A 22495-nucleotide genomic window follows, 5' to 3' on the forward strand; every position below is an offset into this window, starting at 1 on the left:
GGACGCTCTATCCGGCGTGACGCAAGCTGACGCCACTGCCCTTGTCGAACAGCACCACCTTGTCCGGGTTCCAGGCAAAGCGCACGGGCTGCTCGATGGCGACATCGGTCCTAGCCGGCACCGTGGCGCGCAGCGTCGTATCGCCGACGCGCAGCGTCAGGATCTTTTCGACGCCATGGTTCTCGACATCATGGACGCGCGCCTCGACCGGCGCGCCGCTCTCGAGATAGACGTCTTCCGGACGGATGCCGAAGACGAGCGGGCGACCGTCGGTCGCCGAGCTCGCCTTGGCTCCCCCCGAAAAGGGCAGTTCGAAATTCAGCGGCGCCATCACCGCGCGGCCGTTCACCAGTCTGCCGTCGATGAGGTTCATCGGCGGCGAGCCGACGAAGCTCGCCACATAGGTGTCGCGCGGATTGTTGTAGATCTCGTGCGGCGTGCCGGTCTGCACGATGCGGCCGTGGTTCAACACGCCGACCTTGTCGCCCATCGACATCGCCTCCATCTGGTCGTGGGTAACGAACAGGAAGGTGGCGCCGAGCTGTATCTGCAGGTTCTTCAGTTCCGTGCGCAGCGCCTCGCGCAGCTTGGCGTCGAGCGCCGACAGCGGCTCGTCCATCAGGAACACGCGCGGCTTGCGCACGATGGCGCGGCCGATCGAGACGCGCTGCATCTCGCCGCCCGAGAGCCGGTCGGTCTTGCGGTCGAGCAGATGCTCGATGCGTAGCGTACGGGCCGCGCGATCGACACGATCCTTGATCTCGGCATCGGGTCCTCCGGTCAAGCCGGAGGATGACGGCGTGAGAGTTGAGAGGCGACGCACACCGACCGTCGTGGACCGGCGCGAGCGCGACCTGCCGGATAGCGTCAGCTGCTGATCATCGCGCTGTCTTGTTGAGAGCGGTGACGACCAGCGCGAGAATCACCGCCGCGGCGGCGATTTCCCACACGAAAGCCTGCTTGTAGAAAGGCGGCGTGGCGAGCTGCGCCTTGCCGGCGAGAGTGTTGGGGTCCGGTGGATTGAGGAAGAAGACGCCGTAGAGATGCGCCGCCGTGATCGAAACCAGCAGCACAATGCAGAAGACCAGCGCCACGACCAGCGCTACTGTCACTACACTGCGCACCTTGACGCCCGGCTGGGCCAACGGCAGCAGGTTGTTGATGAGTCCGGCAAGCACCACGAGACCGCTGCCGACCGCGTACAGGCCGATGGAAAAGGGTTGGAAGATCAGCACCAGCGCCACGACGCCGAGGCCAATGATGAAGACCTCGAGGCAGAACGCGCCGGCCCGGCTCATGCCGGAAGAACTGTCGCTCATGACCGCACCGCCTTTCCGGCGCCATCGAAGACATGCGTTTGCCTGGGATCGGGGCGTAGATTCAGCGCCTCGCCGACCTTGACCCGCTGGCTTCTCGTCACCACGACGCGGATGTCGGCGCCTGCCGCCGTGCGGGCATGAATAAGGGTTTCGGCGCCCATGGGCTCGATGAGCTCGGCCCGGGCGGAGATGGTGCCACGGTCCCCCGTATCGGTCGGGGTGAAGGCGCGGGGGCGGACACCGATCGTCACCTTGCCGGGCTGCAGGCGCGCGACCGCCGCGTCCGTGCGGATCGCCAGACTAGTGCCGGCCACGGTCATGTCCGCCGTGCCATCGGCGAAGGTCTTGAGGTCGGCCTCGAGAAGATTCATCTGCGGCGTGCCGATGAAGCTCGCCACGAAAGCATTGGCGGGCTTGGCAAATACCTCGTGGGGTGAGCCGACTTGCTCGATCAGGCCGTCCTTCATGATGGCGATTCGGTTGGCCATGGTGAGCGCTTCGAGCTGGTCATGGGTCACGATCACGGTCGCTTTGGAGAGGCCCTGCAGCACTTCCTTGATCTGGCCACGCATGGTCTGGCGCAGTTCGACATCGAGACGCGACAAGGGCTCGTCGAAGAGGAAGCAATTGGGGTCGCGGACGATGGCGCGGGCCATGGCGGCGCGCTGCTTTTCGCCCTCGGATATCTGGTTCGGCAGCCGGTCGAGAACGTGCTCCAAGTGGAGGATCGCGGCGACGCGGTTGACGCGGGCAGTCCGCTCAGCCCCGGAAATGCCGTCGTGATAGAGCGGGAAGGCGATGTTCTCGGCGATCGATGCCGACGGGTAGAGCGCGTAGAACTGGAACACCATGGCGATGTCGCGCTTTTCGGGCGGCAGGTTGTTCATCACCTTGCCGGCGACGACGATCTCGCCGTCAGTGACGCGTTCCAGCCCGGCGATGACGCGCAAGGTCGTCGTCTTGCCACAGCCGGACGGGCCGAGAAGGCAGACGACCTCACCGGCGGCTACCGACAGGTCAACGTCCTTGACCGCGGTGAAGGAGCCGAAGCGTTTGGTGACTTTGCGGAGTTCGATGGTTGACATCTCAGCGCTTCACCGTGCCGAAGGTAACGCCGCGCAACAGATGGTTTTGCAAGAAGAAGGTGACCAGGAAGACTGGGACAAGGAACAGGGTTTCGATGGCGGCAAGCAAAGTCCAGTCGGTGCCGCGTCCACCCGACGACACGGCTTGGTTCATGGCGACCGGGACCGTCCTCGTGTCGGGCCCCGAGAGCAACAGGGCGAAGAGGAACTCGTTCCAGGTGAGGATCAGGCCGAACACGAACGTGGCGGCGAGCCCGGCAATGACCTGGGGCAGGCAAATCTTGAAGAACACCCGCATTCCGGACGATCCGTCGATGCGGGCGGCATCCTCGACGTCTGGCGACAATTCATCGAAGAAGCTCTTCATCATCCAGATGGTGAAGGCCAGGTTGAAGGCGGTGTAGAGCATGATGATGCCGAGATACGAGCCCGACAGGCCCACCACGCGGAACATCAGGATCACCGGAATGATCACCACAATCGCCGGCAGCATGCGCGTGGTCAGGATGATGAACAGGTAGGTGTCATTGCCTTTCAGCGGATAGCGCGAGAAGCCGAAGGCCGCCAGGGTGCCGATGACCAGCGCCAGCAGCACCGACGCCGAGGCGATGAAGATCGAGTTGAAGAAATAACGGTCGAATCCTGTCGCTTCCGGGGCACCGTCCGGCGTCATCGAGCGGGAAAAGACGGACCCAAAATTTTCGAGGGTTGGCTTGAACACAAAATGGTCCGGAATCAAGCCGAACAGCGACGTGGGCGACAGCGTCGGAGGCACCAGGAGCGCGTCGCCCTGCGGTTTGAAGGCGGTGAATATGATGAACAGCACCGGCAGAAAATAGATAAAAGCGACGACGGCCACGGCGAGCGTCCGCCCCCAGCCGGCCTCGTCTACTCCGCTGGCCCTGCGGAAGCCGAGCTTTCCCAATATCGATTCGGCCACGGGTTATGCTCCCTGCGTACGGCGGTTTGCGAGGTACAGGTAGAGGTTGGTGAGAACGATCACCATGAACAGCATCAGATAGGAGATCGCCGCGCCCTCACTCGTCTTGTTCTGCTCGTTGGCGATGCGGATCAAGTGATAGGAGATCGTCAGTGTGTCGTTGCCGCCCTTGGTGAGGAGGATGACGAGATCCGCCAGCTTGAATGCCTCGATAGTGCGGAAGAGAAGGGCCAACATCAGAAGGCCGCGGATGTAGGGGAAGGTGATCATCCAGAATTGCCGCCAGCTGGAAATACGGTCGATGGCAGCGGCCTCGTAAAGGTATTTCGGCACCGAGACGAGGCCCGCCAGCACAAGAAGCATGACGAAGGGCGACCACATCCATGCGTCGGCGAAAACGATTCCCGCCACGGCACCGACTTTGTTGCTCATCAGGATGAACTGGTTGCCGGAGATGGAATTGATGACGTAGCTGAGAATCCCGAATGTCGGGTCATAGTAGTAGGTGAAGAACACGCCAGAGGCGACAACCGAAAGCATCATCGGTGTCAGCACCAGGATCAACAAATACTTGCGCAGCGGAAATTGCTTGGCGAACAGGATGGCCAGCAGAAAGCCGACGATCATCTGCGCGGAGACGGTGAACACGACGAACATGGCGGTATTGATCAGCGCGCCCCAAGTCGCGTGAGCAGCCAGATCGTTGGTAAGGATCCGGGTGTAGTTCCCGAGTCCGACGAAGCGGATCGTCTGCTGGTTTGCCTGGTAGGCGAAGAACGAAAGGCCCAGCGACCACAGCAGGGGGAAGATATTCATTACAAACAGAACGGCGATTGCCGGAGCGACCAGCAAGGCGCCGAAGTAGTGGCGGCGATACGCGTTGACGGTAAATGCGGCCGCGACCAACGCCGCCGTGGCGCCCACCACCCAGAAGGAGACAGCCGCCGGCAAGCCCGCCATTGATATGGCCGACACGACGACAGCGACAGCGATGGCGAGTTTCCAGTTGTGGGCAACAACCGTGGTAAGGCGTGGTGTCAGTAGCGTGCTTGAAACAGCGGTCATGGGAGTCCGAAATATGGAGCGCCTGACGTGGCAATGACGGGAAGCGGCTTTTGCCCGCTCCCCGCAGCTATGTCGGAAGGTTACTGGATAAGGCCAGCGTTCTTCAGAAGGTCCTCCTGGAACTTGGCGATGTTATCCAGGGTGGTCTTGGCGTCCTGCTTGCCAGTGATGGCCAGGTCGTACTGGTCCTGCTGCTGGGTGAGCAGTTCGAAGAACTGCGGCACGTGCCACATGTCCTTCTGCCAGTCGAGCGAGTTCGCCCAGGCGCGGTCCCACGGACGATAGGTCACATACTTCGGATCGCTGTAGACCGACTTGATCGCGGACTGGCCGCCGCCGGCGGCGAACTGGTTCTGGATATCAGGCGAGAGCCACCACTTCACGAAGCCCACCGCTTCCTTGATTTGCTCAGGCGTCGTCCAGGTGGTGAGAACGAAAGGCTGTCCGCCGATCTGTGACGTACGATTCACCTTGCCGTCGGGACCGCGCAGGCCTGGCGCCAATCCGAACACCAGCTTGTCGGCAACCTTCGACGTCTTGGGATCGAGCGAGGCTTCGGCGAGACCGATCCAGTCGATGTTCATGGCCACCTTGCCTTCACGGAACAACTGGTCCGAGACGAAGATGTCCATGGTGCCGGTCTTGACCACCGGCGGCATGAACTTCAGCAATTTGAGGAAATGCTCCATGCCCTCGATGGACTTCGGGGAGTTTACAACGCCTTCGGCATGTCCGGTCGGGGCCTTGGTTTCATCCCAGATGCCGCCGCCATGCTGCCAGACGAACGAGTGGACCGAGCTCGTCGAGAAGTCGTAGCCTTTGCCTGCCTGATAGGCGATGCCGTAGAAATCGTCATCCAGCACCTGGCCGGCGAGCTTGTCGCCCTTCTTGCGCTGGAAGAATTCGCCAACATGCTCGAACGTGTTCCAGTCCATGGCGTCGATTTCTTCGCCGGTGCAGGGCAGCTTCTCATTGTACTTCGCCTTGAAGGCGGCCTGCTCGTCGGCGTTGCAGAGCACGTCCTTGCGGCCGTAGGTGACCAGCACGTCCGGGAACTGCGGGAAGCCGTAGTAGTTCGGCGTGCTGTTGGGATAGGTCGAATAGGCGTTGAGCACGGCGGGATGCATCGACTCCATCGTCGCCTTGAGTTCCGGGTCGGCATCGATGAGATCGTTGATCTTGCGGAAGTAGCCGCCTTCGACGAAGGCGCCCAGCCATTGCGAGTCCGACACGATGAAGTTGTACTTCTTTTCGCCCGAGGTCAACGAGGCGTTGACGCGGGTGTAGAAATCCGGCCACGGAATGAAATCGACATCGAGCTTCACGGTATTGCCAGACTTGGGCTTGTACTGCTCGTCGAAGAACTTCTTCATAATGCGGGTCGGGGGCCAATCCGGCACCGCCATCGTCAACGTCACTTCTTCGGCAGAGGCATAGGTCACGCCTCCCACCAGTAGCGTGGCAGCGAAGCTTGCGGCTGTCGCTAGCCCTTTCACTTTGGTCATCGCCGTCATTCACGTTTCCTCCCTTGGTTAACCGGATTGCTTCTCGCCGTTCGCGTCAGGTCATTGCCTGGCCGCTCGCGGCGCGGAAGACGTGGATTTTCCTGTTATCGATGGCGATCGATGCCGAATCGCCGGTCCTGATGCTGGCGGCGATCGCTTCCGGCAGCACCATGCGCAACATCTCGCCGCCGGCCACGACCGAGACGATCGTGATGTCGCCGAGCGGTTCGACCAGATGCACCTTCGAGGCAACCCCGGCTTCGCCCTTGGCGGCGAGCCGAATGTCGCTCGGGCGAATGCCGATCAGCGCGGCCTCGCCGGCATCGGCAGTCTTTGGCGCCGTCGCCGGAACCAGAGTCCCGAGCGGCGTGTCGAAAGACCTGGTGTCGGCGCGCACCGAGGCCGTGAACAGATTCATGTGCGGCGAGCCGATCTTGCTGGCGACATAGGTATGGGTCGGCTGCTCGTAAAGCTCGTCCGGCGTGCCGATCTGGACGATGCCGCCATCGCGCATGACGGCGATCGCCTCGCCCATCGAGAGAGCCTCGAGCTCGTCGGGCGTGGCATAGATCACGGTCATGCCGAACTGGCGGTGCAGCCGCTTCAGCTCGGCGCGCGTCTCGTGCCGAAGCTTGGCGTCGAGATTGGTGAGCGGCTCATCGAGGAGAAGAATCTTTGGCCGGCGGATCAGGGAGCGGCCGAGCGCGACGCGCTGCTGCTCTCCGCCGGACAGCGTTGCCGGCTTGGCCTTCAGGCGGTGTGTCAGTCTCAGGATCTCGGCGGTCTCTTTCACCCGCTTGTCGATCTCGGCGCGCGCGGCTTTCTCCTCGCGCAGCGGATAGGCGAGATTGTCATAGACCGTGAGGTGGGGGTAAAGCGCGAAAGACTGGAAGACCATCGAGATGCCGCGGCCGGCGATCGGCGCATGGGTCATGTCGCGGCCGCCTATCTCAAGCGTGCCGGAGTCGGCCTGGACGAGGCCGGCGATAGTGCGCAGTGTCGTCGTCTTGCCAACCGAACTCGGCCCGAAGAGTACGAAGAAGCGGCCTTCGTCGACGGAGAAGCTCAGGTCGTTGATGGCGCGCACGGATCCATAGGCCTTGCTGAGCCCATCGAGGCGCAGCGCAATCCCCTTGCCGGCACTGGCGCGAGGCGACGTCTGCGTCACGATGCGCCACCTCGTGCGGACGGAACACGTGACATCCGTATGATCCTCCTCGCCCTACCGAAATGGACTGCGGCTGTCATTCCCGATCCGCCTTTTCTTTCCTAATCTGGTATTACCAATCTAAGATGCCCGTCAAGCGCTTTCTTGAAATTCGCCGTCACCAAAATAAGCTGAATACGTCCGCTATATGTTCGTATTTCCTTCATTTTTGGCAGTTCTCCACCTTCATCCCGTTCGCAAAACGCCAATCCCCAAAATTATTGAAATCGCCGACCTTCAAATCTGGTCGAACCAGATTCGCTCCGAGCTACCGCGGCTACCGCCCCGGATTGCCCTCGACGACCCCCCAATCGGTCCGCATCGGGAGAAGTCTCATATCCTGCATCCGCCTTCGTCCAGCCCTCCTCCATGCCCAACTCACGCCGCCACCGCCGCTGGTCAGGATGGCGTCCGGAGTCGCGCCTGCCGCACCAGCGCTGAGGCCGCCCACTGGGCGACGGCCAGGGTCTTGCCGCTGTCCAGGCCCCAGATGTCCTTGAGCACGATCAGCACTTCGACGCCGAAGACCAGCGACAGCGCCTGCGCAAGGCGTTTGAACTCACGCGGCGGCAATTGGCCCTTGAGCGGCGCGATCGCCTGCTGCAGCAAATCGACGCGATGACCGCGCGTAAAGGCCGGCTCACCGCCCAGCGTGCCGGCCTGGCGTTGCGCCCATTGATCGAGCGACAGCTTCAGCGCCGCCTTGAACGTTGCTTCAAAAGCCTCGATGCGCGGCATGGCCGTATCGAACAGCTCCGCGACCCGGCGCTCGGCATCCGCCGAGGTCGATTGCCAGGTCAGGATCGGACCAAGCCCCTCGTCGACGACAGCCTGCACCAGTGCCGCCTGGCTGGGGAAATAGCGATAGGCGGTGGCGCGGGAAACTTCCGCCGCTTCCGCCACCTCGCTGACCGACGGCGTGACGCCCGCCTGCATCAGCCGTGTCGCCGTCTCCAGCATCAGCCGTTTCGTGCGCGCCCGAGGTCCACGCTCTGGAGCCGGGCCGCTTCCCCGCTCGGTGTCGCCTTTTGCTGTGGATCGTTGACGTGAGACATTCATGTCAATATGATACGCGCGTCTCAAAAATTTGCAATACCTTGGAAGGCGCCAATGAAGCGCATCTATGTGGTCGGCACCGCGGACACCAAAGGTGAGGAGATCGCCTTCCTGGCCGATGCGATTGCCGCGACGGGCGCTCATGTTTGCCGCGTCGATGTCGGAACACGCGACGCAACGATCCCGGTCGATATTGCGGCGAAGGAAATCGCCGGCCACCATCCGCGCGGCCACGCGGCCGTGCTCGGCGGCGATGACCGTGGCGCCGCGGTAGCCGCCATGGGCGTCGCTTTCACCCGCTTCGTCCAGTCGCGGAACGACATCGCCGCAGTGATCGGCATTGGCGGCGGCGGCGGCACTTCGATCATCACGGCGGGCATGCGCGCTTTGCCGCTCGGCCTGCCGAAAATCATGGTCTCGACGCTCGCCTCCGGCGACACGGCTCCCTATGTCGATGTCTCCGACATCATCATGATGCCGTCGGTGACCGACATGGCCGGGCTGAACCGGCTCTCCCGCGTCGTGCTGCACAATGCCGCCCAGGCGATAGCGGGCATGGCGGCAACGCCGGCGCCGCCGCCGGACGGCAAGCCGTCGATCGGGTTGACCATGTTCGGCGTCACCACGCCTTGCGTCACCGCCATCGCCGACCAGCTTCGCACCGCGTATGATTGCATGGTCTTCCACGCCACCGGCACCGGCGGCCGCAGCATGGAAAAGCTGGCCGACAGCGGCCTGCTGTCCGGCGTCATCGACATCACCACGACAGAGGTCTGCGACCTCCTATTCGGCGGCGTCCTGCCGGCAACGGAGGATCGCTTCGGCGCGATCGCCCGCCGCAAGCTGCCCTATGTCGGCTCGGTCGGCGCGCTCGACATGGTCAATTTCTGGGCGCCTTCGACCATTCCGGAACGCTATCGCGGACGGCTATTCTACGAGCACAATCCCAACGTCACGCTGATGCGCACAAGCGCGGACGAATGCCGCGCGATCGGCGAGTGGATCGGCACCAGGCTCGCCCTCTGCGATGGGCGGGTGCATTTCCTGATCCCGGAAAAAGGCGTCTCGGCGCTCGACATCGAGGGCGGCGACTTCTTCGATCGAGAGGCCGACGCCGTCCTGTTCGAAGCCATCGAGCGCACGATCAAGCCGAATGCCAATCGTCGCGTCACGCGCTTGCCGCTGCACATCAACGACCCCGAATTCGCCAAGGTCGCTGTCGCGGCTTTTCTCGACATCGCCAGACACTGAGGTCCAAAAATATGCCTGCAATACCGCGCAAGGACATACTGAAGAAATTCCGGGGAATGATCGACAAGGGCGTGCCGATCGTCGGCGGCGGCGCCGGCACCGGCCTGTCGGCCAAGGCCGAGGAGGCCGGCGGCATCGACCTGATCATCATCTACAATTCCGGCCGCTACCGCATGGCCGGGCGCGGCTCGGCCGCCGGTCTGCTCGCCTATGGCAATGCCAACGAGATCGTCAAGGAAATGGCCTATGAGGTGCTGCCGGTGGTCAGGCACACGCCGGTGCTGGCCGGCGTCAACGGCACCGACCCGTTCGTCATCATGCCGCTGCTTCTGGCCGAACTGAAGACGATGGGCTTTTCCGGCGTGCAGAATTTTCCGACCATCGGCCTGTTCGACGGCAGCATGCGGCAGAGTTTCGAGGAGACGGGCATGGGCTTCGGGCTCGAGGTCGACATGATCGGCGAGGCGCACAAGCTCGATCTGCTCACCACCCCCTATGTCTTCAATCCCGACGAGGCGCGCGCCATGACCAAGGCCGGCGCCGACATCGTGGTCGCCCATATGGGTGTGACGACCGGTGGCTCGATCGGCGCCACCTCGGCCAAATCACTCGACGATTGCGTCGTCGCGATCGACGCCATCGCTGATGCCGCCCGCTCGGTGCGCAAGGACGTCATCCTGCTCTGCCATGGCGGCCCGATCTCGATGCCGGACGATGCCCGCTACATCCTCGACCGCTGCAAAGGCCTGCATGGTTTCTATGGTGCAAGCTCGATGGAACGGCTGCCGGCGGAGGCGGCGATCGCCAGGCAGACAGCCGATTTCAAAGCGGTGACGCTCGGTGGTGAGAAGACCAAACCAAAGAAAAAGAAGGGATGAGACCATGACCGACAAGAGCAAGGTGTTTGTCTATCCGAAGGACGTCAGCGCCTTCGGCTTCGATTGGGGCCGACTGGCGCTGACGGTCGCTCCGGAAGTTAACGGCGCGACCCGCTTTTCCGGCGGTGTCGTCGACCTGCCCTCCGGCAAGGGCCACACCCGCCACAACCATCCGGGCGCCGAGGAAATCATCTTCGTTATCTCCGGCCATGGCGAGCAGATGGTCGAGGACGAGAAGGGCAATCCGGTGGTCGCGAAGGTCGGCCCCGGCTGCACCATCTATGTGCCGGAGAGCCGCTTCCATTCGACGCTGAATACGGGCGACGGGCCAATGCAGCTGTTCGTTGTTTATTCGCCGGCTGGACCGGAACTAGTGTTGCGGGAGTTGCCGGATTTCAGGCTGATTCCGGCGGGCGGGAAGTAACTTTCCTGGACAACGGGGTGTTCTCCCCGTTCTACAGGGAGAAGGTGCCGGCAGGCGGATGAGGGGCGGCGCCGGCCTTCCTTTATAGGGTCCCGCCCCTGTTCCACCCGCGCCCGCGATCACCGAACATCACATAACCAGTCTCCGTGACCGCCAGCGTATCCTCCAGCTTGATGAACCCGCGCGTCGGGTGAAGCATGGTCGTCTCGACCGACAGCACCATGTTCTTCTCCAGCGGCTTGTCCGCATAAGTACCTTCATAGGCCACCGGGTGGTTCGTCATCAGGAACGGCGCCTCATGCGTGATCAGGCCCATGCCGTGGGCGAAGAAATCCGTATAGGGCGCGACCTTGGATTTCTTCAGCACGCCCTCGGCGTGCGAAATCATGTCTCCACCCAGCGTGCCGGCTTTCACCTTGGAGAACGCCGCCTGCTGCACGGTTTCGACCTCGGCCAACAGATCCTCAAGCTCGGCATCAGGCTCGCCCAGAATGCCCATGCGGCAGAGGTCGCCGATATAGCCGTGATAATTGCCGCCGGAATCGATCGACAGCACCTCGCCCTTCTTCCACGCCTGCGGCGAGGCGGCGCGGTTGTGGCTGGAGCCCAGCGTCAGCAGGCAATATTCGAAATGCGCGCCGCGATTGGTCTCCTCGCGCCTGATCTGCTCGATCATCTGGGCCTTGGTCGTGCCTTCGCGCGCCCAGGCGATGGTCGCCAGCATGGAATCGGTGATCAGCTCGGAGGCGGTGCGAAGCTTCTCCAGCTCCGCGTCGGTCTTGATGGCGCGCATGCGCTCCAGCATGTCGGTCGCGTCGATCAGCTTCGCTTCCGGCAATGCCTTGCGGATCAGCGTGTAGGCGTCCGACGGCAGGAAGCCTGGTTCGATGCCGATGCGCGCACCCGCTTTGCCGATCTTTTGCAGATGTTCGACGGCGAGGTTGGCGGCATCGAGCGTGCCCCAGCAGGCGGCATGCAGCGTCGGCGTCCAGAACGGGTTGTTCTGATGCTCACCGCCTTCCATGCGGTTGCCGATATAAGCCGCGTGCTCCGGTCCACCTTTTTCGTAGACGACGATCGGCAGGTAGCGGCTATGGCCGATCGCATCCATGGCGGCAAAGAAGATGAATTTGTAACCGCCCAGCAAATACTGCGTGTTGTGCTTGGAGGTCGCGAGCAGCACATCGATGCCGGCCTCCTCCATCAGCCGGTCGACCCTGGCCTGGTCGAACGGAATATTGCTGACGGCATTCTTGCCCGGCGCAATGTTCATCTCTCTCTCCCTGAATTTGCCCGGGATCGACGCTGTTTCGCTCCCAATCCCTTGGCTGTGGATCAAATCTGCACCATTTTGCCCGCTCTGGTCTAGCCAGAAATCTACCAACGGCGCAGCCAAACGGTCACCAACTCGTCATCTGTCGCGTATTCGCCAAATCTGGTCTTACCAGATAGATCGAATTGAGCCGTTCTCTTAAACTGGTCCAGCGGACGAAAATTTCAAAGCCAAGCCAGGATGCGCCAATTCCGTCTCTGGCGAAACCCATGACAAGGCTCATAATCACTGTCGCAAGGATGCACGCGCCGGCATCCGAGGGGTGTTGTCGCGCCGATCGGGTCGCGCAGAGGACGGAGTTCGATCATGTCAGGTTTCACGATTTCGAGACGCAAGATGCTTGTCGGCTCGGCGATGCTGCTGGCGTCCACGGCCATGCCGAAATTGGCCTTGGCGCAGACGCCGAAGAAGGGCGGCCGGCTGGTGCTCGCCGCCGATTCCGAGCCGCGCAACCTCAACCCGGCGATCGTCGCCTCCAACGGCGTCTTCTTCATCTCCAGCAAGATCGTCGAGACGCTGGCCGAAGCCTCCTTCGACGGTAAGGACGGGCTCGCGCCACGCCTGGCGCTGAGCTGGGAAGGTGCCGCCGACGGGTTGTCGGCGACGTTCAAGCTGCGCGACGGCGTCAAATGGCATGACGGCAAGCCGTTCACCTCGGCCGATGTCGCCTTCTCGGCGCTGCAGATCTGGAAACCGCTGCAGAATCTCGGCCGCACCGTGTTCAAGGATCTGGCCAGCGTCGAGACGCCCGACGATCTCACCGCCGTGTTCAAATTCGCCAAGCCGACGCCGTTCCAGCTGATCCGCAACGCGCTGCCGGCGCTGTCGAGCGTCGTGCCCAAGCACATCTACGAGGTCGGCAAGATCGAGGACAACCCGGCCAACACCGCGCCGATCGGCACCGGCCCGTTCAAGTTCGGCGAGTACAAGGCCGGCCAGTATTACCGACTGACGAAGAACACCGATTATTGGGGCAAGGACGAACCCTATCTCGACGAGATCATCTACCAGGTGCTGCCCGACCGCACGTCCGCGGCAAGCGCGCTGGAAGCCGAGGAGATCCAGCTTGCCGCCTTCTCCGCCGTGCCGCTGGCCGACCTCGACCGCATCTCCAAGGTGCCGGGCCTGAAGGTGATCACCAAGGGCTATGAGGGGCTGACCTACCAGCTCGTCGTCGAGATCAACCATCGCCGCAAGGAACTGGCCGATTTGAAAGTGCGCCAGGCGATCGCGCATGCGATCGACAAGGACTTCGTCGTCAAGACGGTGTTCCTCGGCTATGCCGCGACCGCCACCGGCCCGGTGCCGAAGAACGATCCGCAGTTCTACACCGCCGATGTCCCGACCTATGCCTTCGACGTCGCCAAGGCCAACGCGCTGCTCGACGAGGCCGGCTACAAGAAGGGCGCTGACGGCAAGCGCTTCTCGCTCAAACTTTTGCCGGCGCCCTATTTCAACGAGACCAAGCAGTTCGGCGACTATCTGCGCCAGGCGCTCGCGGCCATCGGCATCGACGCGCAACTGGTCAACAACGACTCCGCCGCGCACATCAAGGCCGTCTACACCGACCACGCCTTCGACCTCGCCGTCGGCCCGCCTGTGTTCCGCGGCGACCCGGCGATTTCGACCACCATCCTGGTGCAGAGCGGGATTCCCGACGGTGTGCCGTTCTCCAACCAGGGCGGCTACAAGAACGCCGCGCTGGACGCGCTGATCGCCAAGGCGTCCGAGACGCTCGACACGACGGCCCGCACCGACCTCTACAAGGAGTTCCAGAAGGAGGTGGCCGCCGACCTGCCGCTGATCAACGTCGCCGAATGGAGTTTCATCAGCGTCGCGCGCGACACGGTGGGCAACATCGCCAACAATCCGCGCTGGGCGGTGTCGAACTGGGCGGACACGTATCTGGCGGGCTAGCAAGATCGTCACGGGATGCTTGCGCATCGTTTGGGCGAGTGCTCATCATCGGCGATGAGAGTCCCTTCGCGCATCCCTCTATCTTGCCGGGTAAGGCTGCCGGCTTCACCCTCCCCCTTGTGGGGAGGGTCGACGAGTGGATGCCGCGAAGCGGCAGCCGGTCGGCGGGGTGGGGGGTGTGGCGCAGGCCTGAAAGAGACCCCCACCCCGCTCCGCTTTGCGGAGCGATCCTCCCCACAAGGGGGAGGGTAAGCCAACATGACCCGCGCCCTCATCCTTCTCCGCCGCCGTCTCGTCGGCAGCGTCTTCGTTCTGCTGATCGTTGTCATCGGCACGTTCCTGCTGCTCGAAGCCGCCCCCGGCGATGCCGTTGACGCCTATATCGTGTCGACCGGCGGCGACGCCGGCATGATCGAAATGCTGCGCCATCGCTGGGGCCTCGACCAATCGGAACTGACGCGGCTCGCCAATTATCTCTGGGCGCTGCTGCATCTCGATCTCGGCCAGTCGGTGACCTTCTCCAGGCCGATCCGCGACCTGATTCTCGAACGGTTGCCCAACACACTGCTGCTGATGGTCAGCGCCACCGCGCTGTCCTTCGGGCTGGGTTCCGCCCTCGGCATCTATGCCGGCGCAAGGCCCGGCAGCGCCCGCGATCGCTTCCTGTCGATCGGCTCGCTGGCCCTCTATGCCGTACCGGGTTTCTGGCTCGGCCTGGTGCTGATCGTCGTCTTCGCCGTCGACCTGCGCTGGCTGCCGATCGGCGGCATCGAGACGCTCGCCTCGGACAAGACCGGCCTCGACCGCGCCGCCGACATCGCCATCCATCTCATCCTGCCGGTGGCCGCACTCGGCTTCATCTACCTCGCGCTCTACCTGCGCATGATGCGCGCCGGCATGGCCGAAGCCTGGCGGCAGGATTTTGTCCTCGCCGCCCGCGCCAGGGGGCTGTCGCGCCGCCGCGTCGTGCTCGCCCACGTCGCCCGCAATGCGCTGCTGCCGCTGGTCACCATGCTCGGCCTGCAATCGGCGCAGATGCTGGGCGGCAGCGTCGTCATCGAGAGCGTGTTTTCCGTGCCCGGCCTTGGGCGGCTGGCGCAGGAAGCGGTGGCTTCGCGCGACACGCCTCTGCTGCTCGGCATCATCCTCACCAGCGCCGTCCTGGTCGTCGTCATCAACCTGCTGGTCGACATCGCCTATGCTTTCCTCGATCCGCGCGTCGGCGCCGGCGAGGCCGGCGCATGAGCCCGCTCCGCCGTTTCCTGCGCACGCCCGAGGCGGTCGCTGGCGCCATCCTGCTGGCCGCATTGATTGCGATGGCGCTCATCGCACCGCTGCTGTTTCCCGGCGATCCGCAAGCCATCGCCGGCCCGGCGCTGCTGCCGCCTTTCCAGGATTGGTCGCTGCCGCTCGGCACCGATCGGCTCGGCCGCGACGTGCTGGCCGAACTCTTCCACGGCGCCCGCACCTCACTCGCTGTCGGCCTTGCTGCTGCTGCGGCGGCACTTGCCATCGGCGCGGTGGTCGGGACGCTTGCCGGCTTTGCCGGCGGCCTCGTCGACGAGGTGCTGATGCGCATCACCGATGCCTTCCAGACCGTGCCGAGCTTCCTGCTGGCGCTGGCCTTCGTCAGCGTCGTCGGCCCGTCGCTCGGCATCGTCGTTGCGGCAATAGCGCTCGGCACCTGGACCGGGCCTGCCCGTGTCGCCCGCGCGGAAGTCCTCTCCATTCGCGAACGCGATTATGTCGCCAGCGCGCGTGCCATCGGCATGCATCCGCTCGAAATCGCCTTTCGCGAAGTGCTGCCCAACGCCTTGCCGCCGGTGCTGGCAATGTCCTCGGTGATCGTCGCCGCCGCCATCCTCACCGAAGCGGCGCTGTCCTTCCTCGGCCTCGGCGACCCCAACCGCGTCACCTGGGGCGGCATGATCGCCGAAGGTCGCGCCGTGCTGCGTACCGCGCCCTTCCTGTCGATCGTGCCAGGTATTGCGCTGGTGCTGACCGTGCTCGGCGTCTATCTCGCCGGTGAAGGCGTTGTCGAGACGACGGCGGTCAGGCGAAGTCTGTCGTGAGCGCGCTCGCTTCGATCCGCGACCTGACGGTGACCTATCGCCGCGACGGCAACGCAGTGGCGGCGCTGAGGAACATCAGCCTCGACATCGTGGCTGGCGAGCGCCTGGCCATCATCGGCGAAAGCGGCTCCGGCAAGAGCACGCTGGCGCTGGCGATTGCGGGATTGCTGCCGGCTTCTTCAGCGGTTGCCGGAAGAATTGAATGGTCCGGCCTTGGTCGCACACCCCTCCTCGGCCGCGACATCGGCTTCGTCTTCCAGGACCCTTCCGCCAGCCTCGATCCCGTGATGACCATCGGCAAACAGATCGCCGAAGTCGCCCGCACCCATCTCGGCCTCACCTGGTCCCAGGCATACGCCAAGGCCAAAACCTTGCTCGAACGCGTCCGCCTGCCCGACCCGGACTCGGCCCTGCACGCCTTCCCGCACCAGCTCTCCGGCGGTCAGAAGCAGCGCGTGGCGATTGCCGCGGCCATTGCGGCCGGGCCGAAACTGCTGATCGCCGACGAGGCGACCAGCGCGCTCGACACCATCGTGCAGGCAGAGATCGTCGCCTTGATCCGGCGGCTGGTCGCCGAGGACGGCATGACGCTGCTGTTCATCAGCCATGACATCGCTCTGGCGGCCGAACTCGCCGAGCGTATCGCCGTGTTCCGCCATGGCCAACTCGTCGAACTTGGCGCGACGGCACAAATTGTCGACGCCCCAACTCAAGCCTACACCCGCACCTTGCTCGACGCCCATATCGGCCTCGACGCCGCACCATTGCTGAACCGAGCCGGGCTCCCCGCATGAGCCTGCTCGCAGTGTCCAACCTCACCAAACACTACCGGCGCGGCGGCAAGACCGTTATTGCAGTCGACGACGTGTCTTTTCACATCGAGCCCGGCGAAACACTGGCGCTGGCCGGCCCTTCCGGCAGCGGCAAGTCGACGATCGCGCGGCTGGTGCTGCGCCTGATCGAGCCGGACGCCGGCGCCATTGAATTCGAGGACAATGATTTCCTCGCCTTGGGTGGTGCTGCGTTGCGCGCACGCCGCGCGCGTCTGCAAACGGTGTTCCAGGATCCGTTGGCCGCCTTCAACCCGCGCGCCACGGTGGCGCATGTCCTCGACGATCCCTTGCGCATCCACGGCATCGCCTCCCGCTCCGAGCGCCCGCACCGCATCGCCGCCTTGCTCGAGCGTGTCGGGCTGGCGGCCGATCTCGCGCCCCGCGCCATCCACGAAATCTCCGGCGGCCAGCGACAGCGCGTCGCCATTGCCCGCGCCATCGCCACAAAACCATCGCTGATCGTGCTCGATGAAGCGGTCTCGGCACTCGACGTCTCGGTGCGTGGACAGATCCTCGACCTTTTGCTCGACCTGCAAAGGCAGGAACGGATCGCCTATCTCTTTATTTCCCATGATCTCGGCGTCGTGCGCGCCGTCTCCCACCGCGTCATCCTTCTCGATGCCGGCCGGATCGCCGAGAGCGGCGATGCCCGCGCCGTCATCGACGCCCCGCAGTCAGCCATCGGCAAGGCGTTGGTGGCGGCAGCACCAAGGCTCAAAAGAACCACACAGGACGCATCATGACCGACCCTGAAGGCAGAGCCGAAAAGCTGTCGCGTGAACTCGATTCCGCCTTCCGCAATCGCGCCGATCTCTATCGCCCTTTCCTCGAAGAACTGACCGGAGAGCTGGGTTCTGACAAGGCCGAGGCGATCATGATCCGCGCCATAGAGCAGCGCGGCAAGGAAGTGGCGGCGGCCGCCTTCGCCAGCTTCGGCGCCAATGATGCGCCTGCGATCGGCGAGGCCTTCCTGGCGGTCAGCCCGGATGGCGGCCTGATGTATCCGACCGATGTCGAACGCGGCGATGACCGCATCGCCTTCAGGGTCAAGCGCTGCCCGTTGAAGGATGCCTGGGTCGAGGCTGGCGTCGGCGACGAAAAGCACGCTTTGCCGCATCGCCGGCGCCTTCGACCGCGGTCTGTTCGAGGCGACCGGCGTGCGCTTCCACAACGTCACCTGGACGCCCGGCCACGGCTCCGGCTGCTGCCACATCGCGCTGACCGATCGCGATGCCGGCTAAGCATTGACGATCTAAGGTGTGTTGAGATTCAGGTCAGGCCGAGCGTCTGCAGGCCGGCAGAACATCAACACAGCTTAGCCCCCGACCATCAGCTTGACGACCTCGTCATGGTTGGTCTCGGAGATCTTGCGCTCGCCGGCCTGGATGCCGCGCCGCAGCACGACGATGCGGTCCGACACAGCAAAGATGTCCTGCAGATTGTGCGAGATGAAGATCACGCCGCGCCCTTGCGCCTTGAGCTGGTGGATCAGCGAGATCACCTTGCGCTGCTCCGGCACGCCAAGGGCGGCCGTCGGCTCGTCCATGATCAGGATCTGCGCATCCCAATAGACGGCGCGGCCGATGGCGACGGCCTGGCGCTGGCCGCCGGAGAAATTGCTGACCGGGGCCTCGAGCCGGCTGACATGGAAGTCGAGCCGTCCCATTGTTGCCTTGGCCGCTTCAGCCATCGCCTTGCGGTCCAGCACCGGCAGGAAGCCGAACGCCTTGCGCATGGGTTCGCGGCCAAGGAAGATGTTGGCGCCGATCGACAGATTGTCGGCGAGCGCCAGATCCTGGTAGATCGTCTCGATGCCCTTCTCGCGCGCCTCCTGTGGCGTCGCGAACGTCACCGGCTGACCCCGCAGCAGGATCTCGCCACCAGTCGGCTGGAACACGCCCGATATCGCCTTGATCAGCGTCGTCTTGCCGGCGCCGTTGTCACCGGCCAGCGCCACCACTTCGCCCGGCCGCACGGCCATGGAGAAGTCGTTGAGCGCACGCACGGCGCCGAAATGCTTGGAGAGATTCCGGACTTCCAGCAGGGGTGCGTTCTGGTTGGTGCTATTCATCCTGACGGGCTCCACTGAACCGGCGCTGCGCCTGGTCGATAAGGACGGAAATGATGATGACGACGCCGACGGCGATGAACTGCCAGAACGGCTCGACATTGACGAAGACTAGCCCGTACTGGATGACCGCGATCACCAGCGCGCCGGCGACCGTGCCGAAAATGGTGCCGGAGCCGCCGAACAGGCTGGCGCCGCCGATGACCACCGCCGCGACGCTGTCGAGCAGCAGTGGCTCGCCCGCCTGCGCCGCGCCCGCCGTGAAGCGCGCGGCATAGAGCGCGCCGCCGAGGCCGGCGCACATCGCCGACAGCACGTAGAGCCGCAATATGTGGCCCCTGATGTCGATGCCGGCCCGCCGCGCTGCCTGCACATTGGCGCCGATGGCATAATTGTGCTGGCCGAACCGGGTCTGGCTGAGCAGGTAGTGCATGACGATGACGAAGACCGCGGTGATCAGCACCAGATAGGGCACGCCATAGAACTTGCCGTTGCCGAGCAGCGCGAACCAGGAATTCTGCACCGGCACGGTGGTGCCGCCGGCAAGCAGGAAGGCGGCGCCGCGCGCGACGCCGAACATGCCGAGCGTGCCGATGAAGGGCGGCACCTTGAGCCGCGAGATCAGCAGGCCGTTGATAACACCCGGCACGCCGGCAACGATCACCGAGGCAAGGATGCCCGCCAGCATGGCCAGCGGCAGGGGAATGGCGGCGCCCGCCATGTTGGTGGCATGTGCGGCGATGACGGCGGCCAGCCCCATGATGAAGCCGAGCGACAGGTCGATGCCGCCGGAAATGATGACGAAGGTCTGCCCGGTCGCCAGCAGCAGCGGCGCCACGGCGAAGATGGCGATGGACTGCAGGTTGAATGGATTGAGGACGAAGGTCGCGCCGAAGGCGAGCCGCGACCAGACCTCGAAACAGATGAGCAGTCCGGCCAGGAACAGCCAAGCGCGCCCTTCGGCGATGCGTGCGACCAGGCTTCGGGCCGGATCGCCATGATCGGCCTGAGGGGCGACATGCTTCTCGGCAGGCTGGGCTGGTGATGTCGAGGTCATGGATACTCCGCGGCGCCTTCAGACAGGTCTCGTTTGGCGAGGGACCCGGTGCAGGCTCCCCCCGGCGGACCGGGAGGAGCCAGACTGTGCTGGACTTACTCGGAGTAGAGATACTTCGAGATGTTCGGGTCCGCGATGTTGGACTTGTCCATGATCGTGAAGCCGGTGCCGATCGTGACCGGGATCGAATGGCCGGTCAGGTGGGCATAGGCCGAGACAACGCCGTAATAGCCGATCTCGGCCGGATGCTGGGCGATCGCCACGTCGACCAGGCCGGTGTTGATGTTGTCGACGATGCTGGTCGGCGCATCGAAGGCGACGACCTTGACCGTACCGGTCTGTCCCGCCTGCTTGACGCCGTTGGCGGCACCCAGCGCCGAGAACAGATTGGCACCGAAGACACCGACCAGATCGGGATTGCGCGCGAACACCGCCTGCAGTTGCGAAGCCGCCTTGTTGGCGTCGTCGTCATTGAACTGGGTTTCCAGCACGGTGATGCCCGGATGCTTGGCCATCTCCTTCTTGAAGCCTTCTTCGCGCTGGTCAGTGGTCGAGATGCCGGGCTTGACGTTCGAGACGTAGACCTTGCCCTTGTCGCCAATGGACGTGGCCAGAGCCCGCGCCGCGATCTCGCCACCCAGTACATTGTCCGACGCGATGTAAGACAGCGGGAAATCGGCATCGCCGGCGCCGGTCTGGTAGACGCCGCTGCCGATGAAAGTGTCGACCGTGATGACCGGAATGCCGGCGTCATTGGCCTTGCGCAGCGGCTCGACCAGCTGAACCTTGTCGGTCGGCGCGATCAGGATTGCATCCGGCTTCTTGGCGATGACCGCGTCGAGCACCGGCACCTGGGTGACCGGGTTGAAGTCCGGCGCACCCTGGAAGACCAGGTTGACGCCAAGCGCGTCGGCCGCCGCTTGGGCGCCCTTGCGCATGGTGATGTAGAAGCCGTCGGTGGTCAGGCCGGGAATGAGCGCAATGGTGTATTTCTTGTCCTGCGCCTGCGCGGGCGCAATCAGCACCGTGGCACTGACGGCGAGCGCCGCGAGCGCGGCAACGATCTTCTTCATGACATCCTCCTCATTGTTGGCAGATCTGCCGTTTGCAAGTGACATTGGAATGGCCGTCATCCGTTCGGATGCCGACGGCCGGGAACGCCTGTTTGCCTTTTGCGGGCAGCTCCTCCCAAGCGCCCTCCAGTCGATATGTCGGCCGGTCAGTCGCCGGCGCACCTGGCCACAGCCTCGTTCCTAGCCTCCGCGAGGTCCGGCAAACTGTGTCCCACGCCTCGCCTTGCCGGCGGGCGTTCGAACTTGTAACACTTTGCAGAAATAAATTGCAACTCGGTTTTTCCGAGTTGGTAGGGCCGGGCTTTTCACACCGTACGACATCCGATTGCTCCGCAGAGCCCCGGTCAACTATCACCCGGGGCTTTCGGCGGCACAACTGGTTTTCGTGACGGCGTCCTGCCTGGACTATTCGTTACGCGAGCGCTGCGAGGATGGCCTGCGCCGTCTTGGTATCCGTCACCAACGTGTTGATGAGACCGGCGCGAACGGCTGCAATAATTGCCGTCGCCTTTTCCGGCGACGCGGCAAGGCCGATGACCAGTGGCACGGCGCGCAACTGCGCCGGCGACATGGCGATCATCCGGCTCTCCCCTTCCCAGGCAATCAGCGTGCCCTCGGCATCGAAGTAGTGGCGAAGCACGTCACCGGCGGCATGAACCAGCGCCTGCTCGCTCGGCGTGGCGGCGCTCGCCTCTGGGGCATTGATGGCATGCGGCAGGCCGATACCGACGATCGCGACATCGGTCCTCTCCCACAAAGCGACGGCATCGCGGATGGCGGTGTCGCGCAGGAAGACCTCGCGCAATTCGCTGGACGGCAGATAGGGGGCATGGATGAAATGCGGCGTGCCGCCGAACTCCTCGGCGGCAAGCCGCACGAATTCATTGACCTGAAAATGCGCCGCCTGCTGCTGCATGCCGCCGGTGGCGGCCACGGTCAGCACGCCAGGCATCCGCGGCAGGCCGGCCCGGATGACTTCGCGCACGGCGCGCCCCCAGCCGATGGCGACGACGGAGCCCGCCACCAGCTGCGCCTGCCTGAGCAACCCGCCAAGGGGTGCGGCGAGCGCCGCAAGCGTGCCCGCCGCCGGCGTCTCGACCACAGCGGCATCGCGCAATTTCAAGCCGTCGATCAGCTGCCTGGTGATATCCTCCGGCGTTGCCAGGTCGAGAACCTCGATGCGGACAATGCCCTCGGCCCGCGCCCGCTGCAGCAAGCGCGAAATCGTCGCGGTGGAGACGCCGAGCCGGCGAGCAATATCGACCTGCGACATCTCCTCCACATAATGCAGCTTGGCCACCGTGTGCAGCATCGTCCGCGATGCGGTCGCATCCTGGATGGGAGGGGAAGACAGCTTGCAATTCCTTTCAGCAACGTGTTACATACACATAGGCCGACGGGAGTTATCGCGC

At 63.9% G+C, this 22495-nt stretch carries 22 protein-coding genes and 1 pseudogene; 10 read left to right on the forward strand and 13 right to left on the reverse strand.

The features are described from left to right. Nucleotides 1–7: 7 nt before the first annotated feature. The 8 genes from D3242_RS17605 to D3242_RS17640 all read right to left on the reverse strand — a co-directional run bounded on the left by D3242_RS17605 (nucleotide 8) and on the right by D3242_RS17640 (nucleotide 8180). Nucleotides 8–871 (reverse strand): ABC transporter ATP-binding protein, encoded by an 864-nt coding sequence (locus D3242_RS17605; protein WP_425374460.1) that lies wholly within the window; start codon nucleotides 869–871, stop codon nucleotides 8–10. 7 nt (nucleotides 872–878) lie between these two features. Next, nucleotides 879–1319, reverse strand: coding sequence for a hypothetical protein (locus D3242_RS17610; protein WP_064980944.1), 441 nt, complete (start codon nucleotides 1317–1319; stop codon nucleotides 879–881). Further along, nucleotides 1316–2404 carry an ABC transporter ATP-binding protein gene (locus tag D3242_RS17615; RefSeq protein ID WP_019861303.1) on the reverse strand — a complete coding sequence of 363 codons (1089 nt, stop codon included), beginning with the start codon at nucleotides 2402–2404 and terminating at the stop codon, nucleotides 1316–1318. The genes D3242_RS17610 and D3242_RS17615 overlap by 4 nt, the downstream gene beginning before the upstream one ends. 1 nt (nucleotide 2405) lies before the next feature. Next, on the reverse strand, nucleotides 2406–3344 hold the full coding sequence (locus D3242_RS17620; RefSeq protein WP_020629045.1) for a carbohydrate ABC transporter permease: 939 nt from the start codon (nucleotides 3342–3344) through the stop codon (nucleotides 2406–2408). A gap of 3 nt (nucleotides 3345–3347) precedes the next feature. Next, on the reverse strand, nucleotides 3348–4409 hold the full coding sequence (locus D3242_RS17625) for a carbohydrate ABC transporter permease (RefSeq protein WP_019861306.1): 1062 nt from the start codon (nucleotides 4407–4409) through the stop codon (nucleotides 3348–3350). An 80-nt stretch (nucleotides 4410–4489) separates the two neighbouring features. Then, the gene (locus tag D3242_RS17630; RefSeq protein WP_019861307.1) at nucleotides 4490–5923 is read right to left on the reverse strand and encodes an ABC transporter substrate-binding protein; all 1434 of its coding nucleotides are present in this window, start codon (nucleotides 5921–5923) and stop codon (nucleotides 4490–4492) included. Between the two features lie 46 nt (nucleotides 5924–5969). Continuing rightward, nucleotides 5970–7082 carry an ABC transporter ATP-binding protein gene (locus tag D3242_RS17635; protein WP_019861308.1) on the reverse strand — a complete coding sequence of 371 codons (1113 nt, stop codon included), beginning with the start codon at nucleotides 7080–7082 and terminating at the stop codon, nucleotides 5970–5972. A gap of 438 nt (nucleotides 7083–7520) precedes the next feature. Beyond that, on the reverse strand, nucleotides 7521–8180 hold the full coding sequence (locus D3242_RS17640) for a TetR/AcrR family transcriptional regulator (protein WP_038649834.1): 660 nt from the start codon (nucleotides 8178–8180) through the stop codon (nucleotides 7521–7523). 51 nt (nucleotides 8181–8231) lie between these two features. On the opposite strand from D3242_RS17640, the gene D3242_RS17645 reads away from it, so the two are divergent. The 3 genes from D3242_RS17645 to D3242_RS17655 are packed head-to-tail and all read left to right on the forward strand — an operon-like array spanning nucleotide 8232 to nucleotide 10730. Next, nucleotides 8232–9428 (forward strand): Tm-1-like ATP-binding domain-containing protein, encoded by a 1197-nt coding sequence (locus tag D3242_RS17645; RefSeq protein ID WP_064980946.1) that lies wholly within the window; start codon nucleotides 8232–8234, stop codon nucleotides 9426–9428. 11 nt (nucleotides 9429–9439) lie between these two features. After that, on the forward strand, nucleotides 9440–10306 hold the full coding sequence (locus D3242_RS17650) for a phosphoenolpyruvate hydrolase family protein (RefSeq protein WP_064980948.1): 867 nt from the start codon (nucleotides 9440–9442) through the stop codon (nucleotides 10304–10306). A 4-nt stretch (nucleotides 10307–10310) separates the two neighbouring features. Then, nucleotides 10311–10730 carry a cupin domain-containing protein gene (locus D3242_RS17655; RefSeq protein WP_019861312.1) on the forward strand — a complete coding sequence of 140 codons (420 nt, stop codon included), beginning with the start codon at nucleotides 10311–10313 and terminating at the stop codon, nucleotides 10728–10730. Between the two features lie 82 nt (nucleotides 10731–10812). Here the strand turns inward: D3242_RS17655 and D3242_RS17660 are convergent, their stop codons facing one another. Continuing rightward, nucleotides 10813–12003 carry a M24 family metallopeptidase gene (locus D3242_RS17660; protein WP_038649844.1) on the reverse strand — a complete coding sequence of 397 codons (1191 nt, stop codon included), beginning with the start codon at nucleotides 12001–12003 and terminating at the stop codon, nucleotides 10813–10815. A 366-nt stretch (nucleotides 12004–12369) separates the two neighbouring features. On the opposite strand from D3242_RS17660, the gene D3242_RS17665 reads away from it, so the two are divergent. The 7 genes and pseudogenes from D3242_RS17665 (at nucleotide 12370) to D3242_RS33960 (ending at nucleotide 18126) form a co-directional block, all read left to right on the forward strand. Continuing rightward, nucleotides 12370–13980, forward strand: coding sequence for an ABC transporter substrate-binding protein (locus D3242_RS17665; protein ID WP_064980949.1), 1611 nt, complete (start codon nucleotides 12370–12372; stop codon nucleotides 13978–13980). Nucleotides 13981–14238: 258 nt separating this feature from the next. Beyond that, on the forward strand, nucleotides 14239–15225 hold the full coding sequence (locus tag D3242_RS17670) for an ABC transporter permease (protein ID WP_064980951.1): 987 nt from the start codon (nucleotides 14239–14241) through the stop codon (nucleotides 15223–15225). Then, nucleotides 15222–16052, forward strand: coding sequence for an ABC transporter permease (locus D3242_RS17675; protein WP_064980952.1), 831 nt, complete (start codon nucleotides 15222–15224; stop codon nucleotides 16050–16052). Before D3242_RS17670 ends, D3242_RS17675 begins: the two co-directional genes overlap by 4 nt. Then, complete coding sequence (locus tag D3242_RS17680; RefSeq protein WP_064980954.1) at nucleotides 16049–16846, forward strand: ABC transporter ATP-binding protein; 798 nt, start codon at nucleotides 16049–16051, stop codon at nucleotides 16844–16846. Before D3242_RS17675 ends, D3242_RS17680 begins: the two co-directional genes overlap by 4 nt. After that, nucleotides 16843–17628, forward strand: a complete 786-nt coding sequence (locus tag D3242_RS17685) for an ABC transporter ATP-binding protein (protein WP_064980956.1) — start codon at nucleotides 16843–16845, stop codon at nucleotides 17626–17628. The genes D3242_RS17680 and D3242_RS17685 overlap by 4 nt, the downstream gene beginning before the upstream one ends. Then, nucleotides 17625–17930, forward strand: a pseudogene (locus D3242_RS34530) (L-2-amino-thiazoline-4-carboxylic acid hydrolase); the annotation flags it as partial. The gene D3242_RS17685 and the pseudogene D3242_RS34530, both read left to right, overlap by 4 nt. A gap of 22 nt (nucleotides 17931–17952) precedes the next feature. Beyond that, complete coding sequence (locus D3242_RS33960) at nucleotides 17953–18126, forward strand: hypothetical protein (RefSeq protein WP_223217854.1); 174 nt, start codon at nucleotides 17953–17955, stop codon at nucleotides 18124–18126. A 74-nt stretch (nucleotides 18127–18200) separates the two neighbouring features. Here the strand turns inward: D3242_RS33960 and D3242_RS17695 are convergent, their stop codons facing one another. From D3242_RS17695 to D3242_RS17710, 4 genes are all read right to left on the reverse strand, one after another. Beyond that, on the reverse strand, nucleotides 18201–18956 hold the full coding sequence (locus D3242_RS17695) for an ATP-binding cassette domain-containing protein (protein WP_038649853.1): 756 nt from the start codon (nucleotides 18954–18956) through the stop codon (nucleotides 18201–18203). Continuing rightward, nucleotides 18949–20010, reverse strand: coding sequence for an ABC transporter permease subunit (locus tag D3242_RS17700; RefSeq protein WP_019861320.1), 1062 nt, complete (start codon nucleotides 20008–20010; stop codon nucleotides 18949–18951). Before D3242_RS17700 ends, D3242_RS17695 begins: the two co-directional genes overlap by 8 nt. Before the next feature lie 95 nt (nucleotides 20011–20105). Then, nucleotides 20106–21083 carry an ABC transporter substrate-binding protein gene (locus D3242_RS17705; protein ID WP_027047417.1) on the reverse strand — a complete coding sequence of 326 codons (978 nt, stop codon included), beginning with the start codon at nucleotides 21081–21083 and terminating at the stop codon, nucleotides 20106–20108. Nucleotides 21084–21495: 412 nt separating this feature from the next. Continuing rightward, the gene (locus tag D3242_RS17710) at nucleotides 21496–22395 is read right to left on the reverse strand and encodes a sugar-binding transcriptional regulator (RefSeq protein ID WP_019861322.1); all 900 of its coding nucleotides are present in this window, start codon (nucleotides 22393–22395) and stop codon (nucleotides 21496–21498) included. Nucleotides 22396–22495: the final 100 nt, after the last annotated feature.

Origin of the sequence: Mesorhizobium jarvisii (assembly GCF_003601985.1) — a bacterium.
Taxonomy (GTDB): domain Bacteria; phylum Pseudomonadota; class Alphaproteobacteria; order Rhizobiales; family Rhizobiaceae; genus Mesorhizobium; species Mesorhizobium jarvisii.

Excerpts from the sequence above, each read along its gene's own strand:
- D3242_RS17705 (WP_027047417.1), bottom strand. The coding sequence starts at position 21,083 with ATGAAGAAGATCGTTGCCGCGCTCGCGGCGCTCGCCGTCAGTGCCACG.
- D3242_RS17610 (WP_064980944.1), bottom strand. The coding sequence starts at position 1,319 with ATGAGCGACAGTTCTTCCGGCATGAGCCGGGCCGGCGCGTTCTGCCTC.
- D3242_RS17685 (WP_064980956.1), top strand. The coding sequence starts at position 16,843 with ATGAGCCTGCTCGCAGTGTCCAACCTCACCAAACACTACCGGCGCGGC.
- D3242_RS17660 (WP_038649844.1), bottom strand. The coding sequence starts at position 12,003 with ATGAACATTGCGCCGGGCAAGAATGCCGTCAGCAATATTCCGTTCGAC.
- D3242_RS17665 (WP_064980949.1), top strand. The coding sequence starts at position 12,370 with ATGTCAGGTTTCACGATTTCGAGACGCAAGATGCTTGTCGGCTCGGCG.
- D3242_RS17670 (WP_064980951.1), top strand. The coding sequence starts at position 14,239 with ATGACCCGCGCCCTCATCCTTCTCCGCCGCCGTCTCGTCGGCAGCGTC.
- D3242_RS17655 (WP_019861312.1), top strand. The coding sequence starts at position 10,311 with ATGACCGACAAGAGCAAGGTGTTTGTCTATCCGAAGGACGTCAGCGCC.
- D3242_RS17625 (WP_019861306.1), bottom strand. The coding sequence starts at position 4,409 with ATGACCGCTGTTTCAAGCACGCTACTGACACCACGCCTTACCACGGTT.
- D3242_RS17630 (WP_019861307.1), bottom strand. The coding sequence starts at position 5,923 with ATGACGGCGATGACCAAAGTGAAAGGGCTAGCGACAGCCGCAAGCTTC.
- D3242_RS17700 (WP_019861320.1), bottom strand. The coding sequence starts at position 20,010 with ATGACCTCGACATCACCAGCCCAGCCTGCCGAGAAGCATGTCGCCCCT.
- D3242_RS33960 (WP_223217854.1), top strand. The coding sequence starts at position 17,953 with ATGCCTGGGTCGAGGCTGGCGTCGGCGACGAAAAGCACGCTTTGCCGC.
- D3242_RS17675 (WP_064980952.1), top strand. The coding sequence starts at position 15,222 with ATGAGCCCGCTCCGCCGTTTCCTGCGCACGCCCGAGGCGGTCGCTGGC.
- D3242_RS17645 (WP_064980946.1), top strand. The coding sequence starts at position 8,232 with ATGAAGCGCATCTATGTGGTCGGCACCGCGGACACCAAAGGTGAGGAG.
- D3242_RS17650 (WP_064980948.1), top strand. The coding sequence starts at position 9,440 with ATGCCTGCAATACCGCGCAAGGACATACTGAAGAAATTCCGGGGAATG.
- D3242_RS17615 (WP_019861303.1), bottom strand. The coding sequence starts at position 2,404 with ATGTCAACCATCGAACTCCGCAAAGTCACCAAACGCTTCGGCTCCTTC.
- D3242_RS17710 (WP_019861322.1), bottom strand. The coding sequence starts at position 22,395 with ATGCTGCACACGGTGGCCAAGCTGCATTATGTGGAGGAGATGTCGCAG.
- D3242_RS17640 (WP_038649834.1), bottom strand. The coding sequence starts at position 8,180 with ATGAATGTCTCACGTCAACGATCCACAGCAAAAGGCGACACCGAGCGG.
- D3242_RS17695 (WP_038649853.1), bottom strand. The coding sequence starts at position 18,956 with ATGAATAGCACCAACCAGAACGCACCCCTGCTGGAAGTCCGGAATCTC.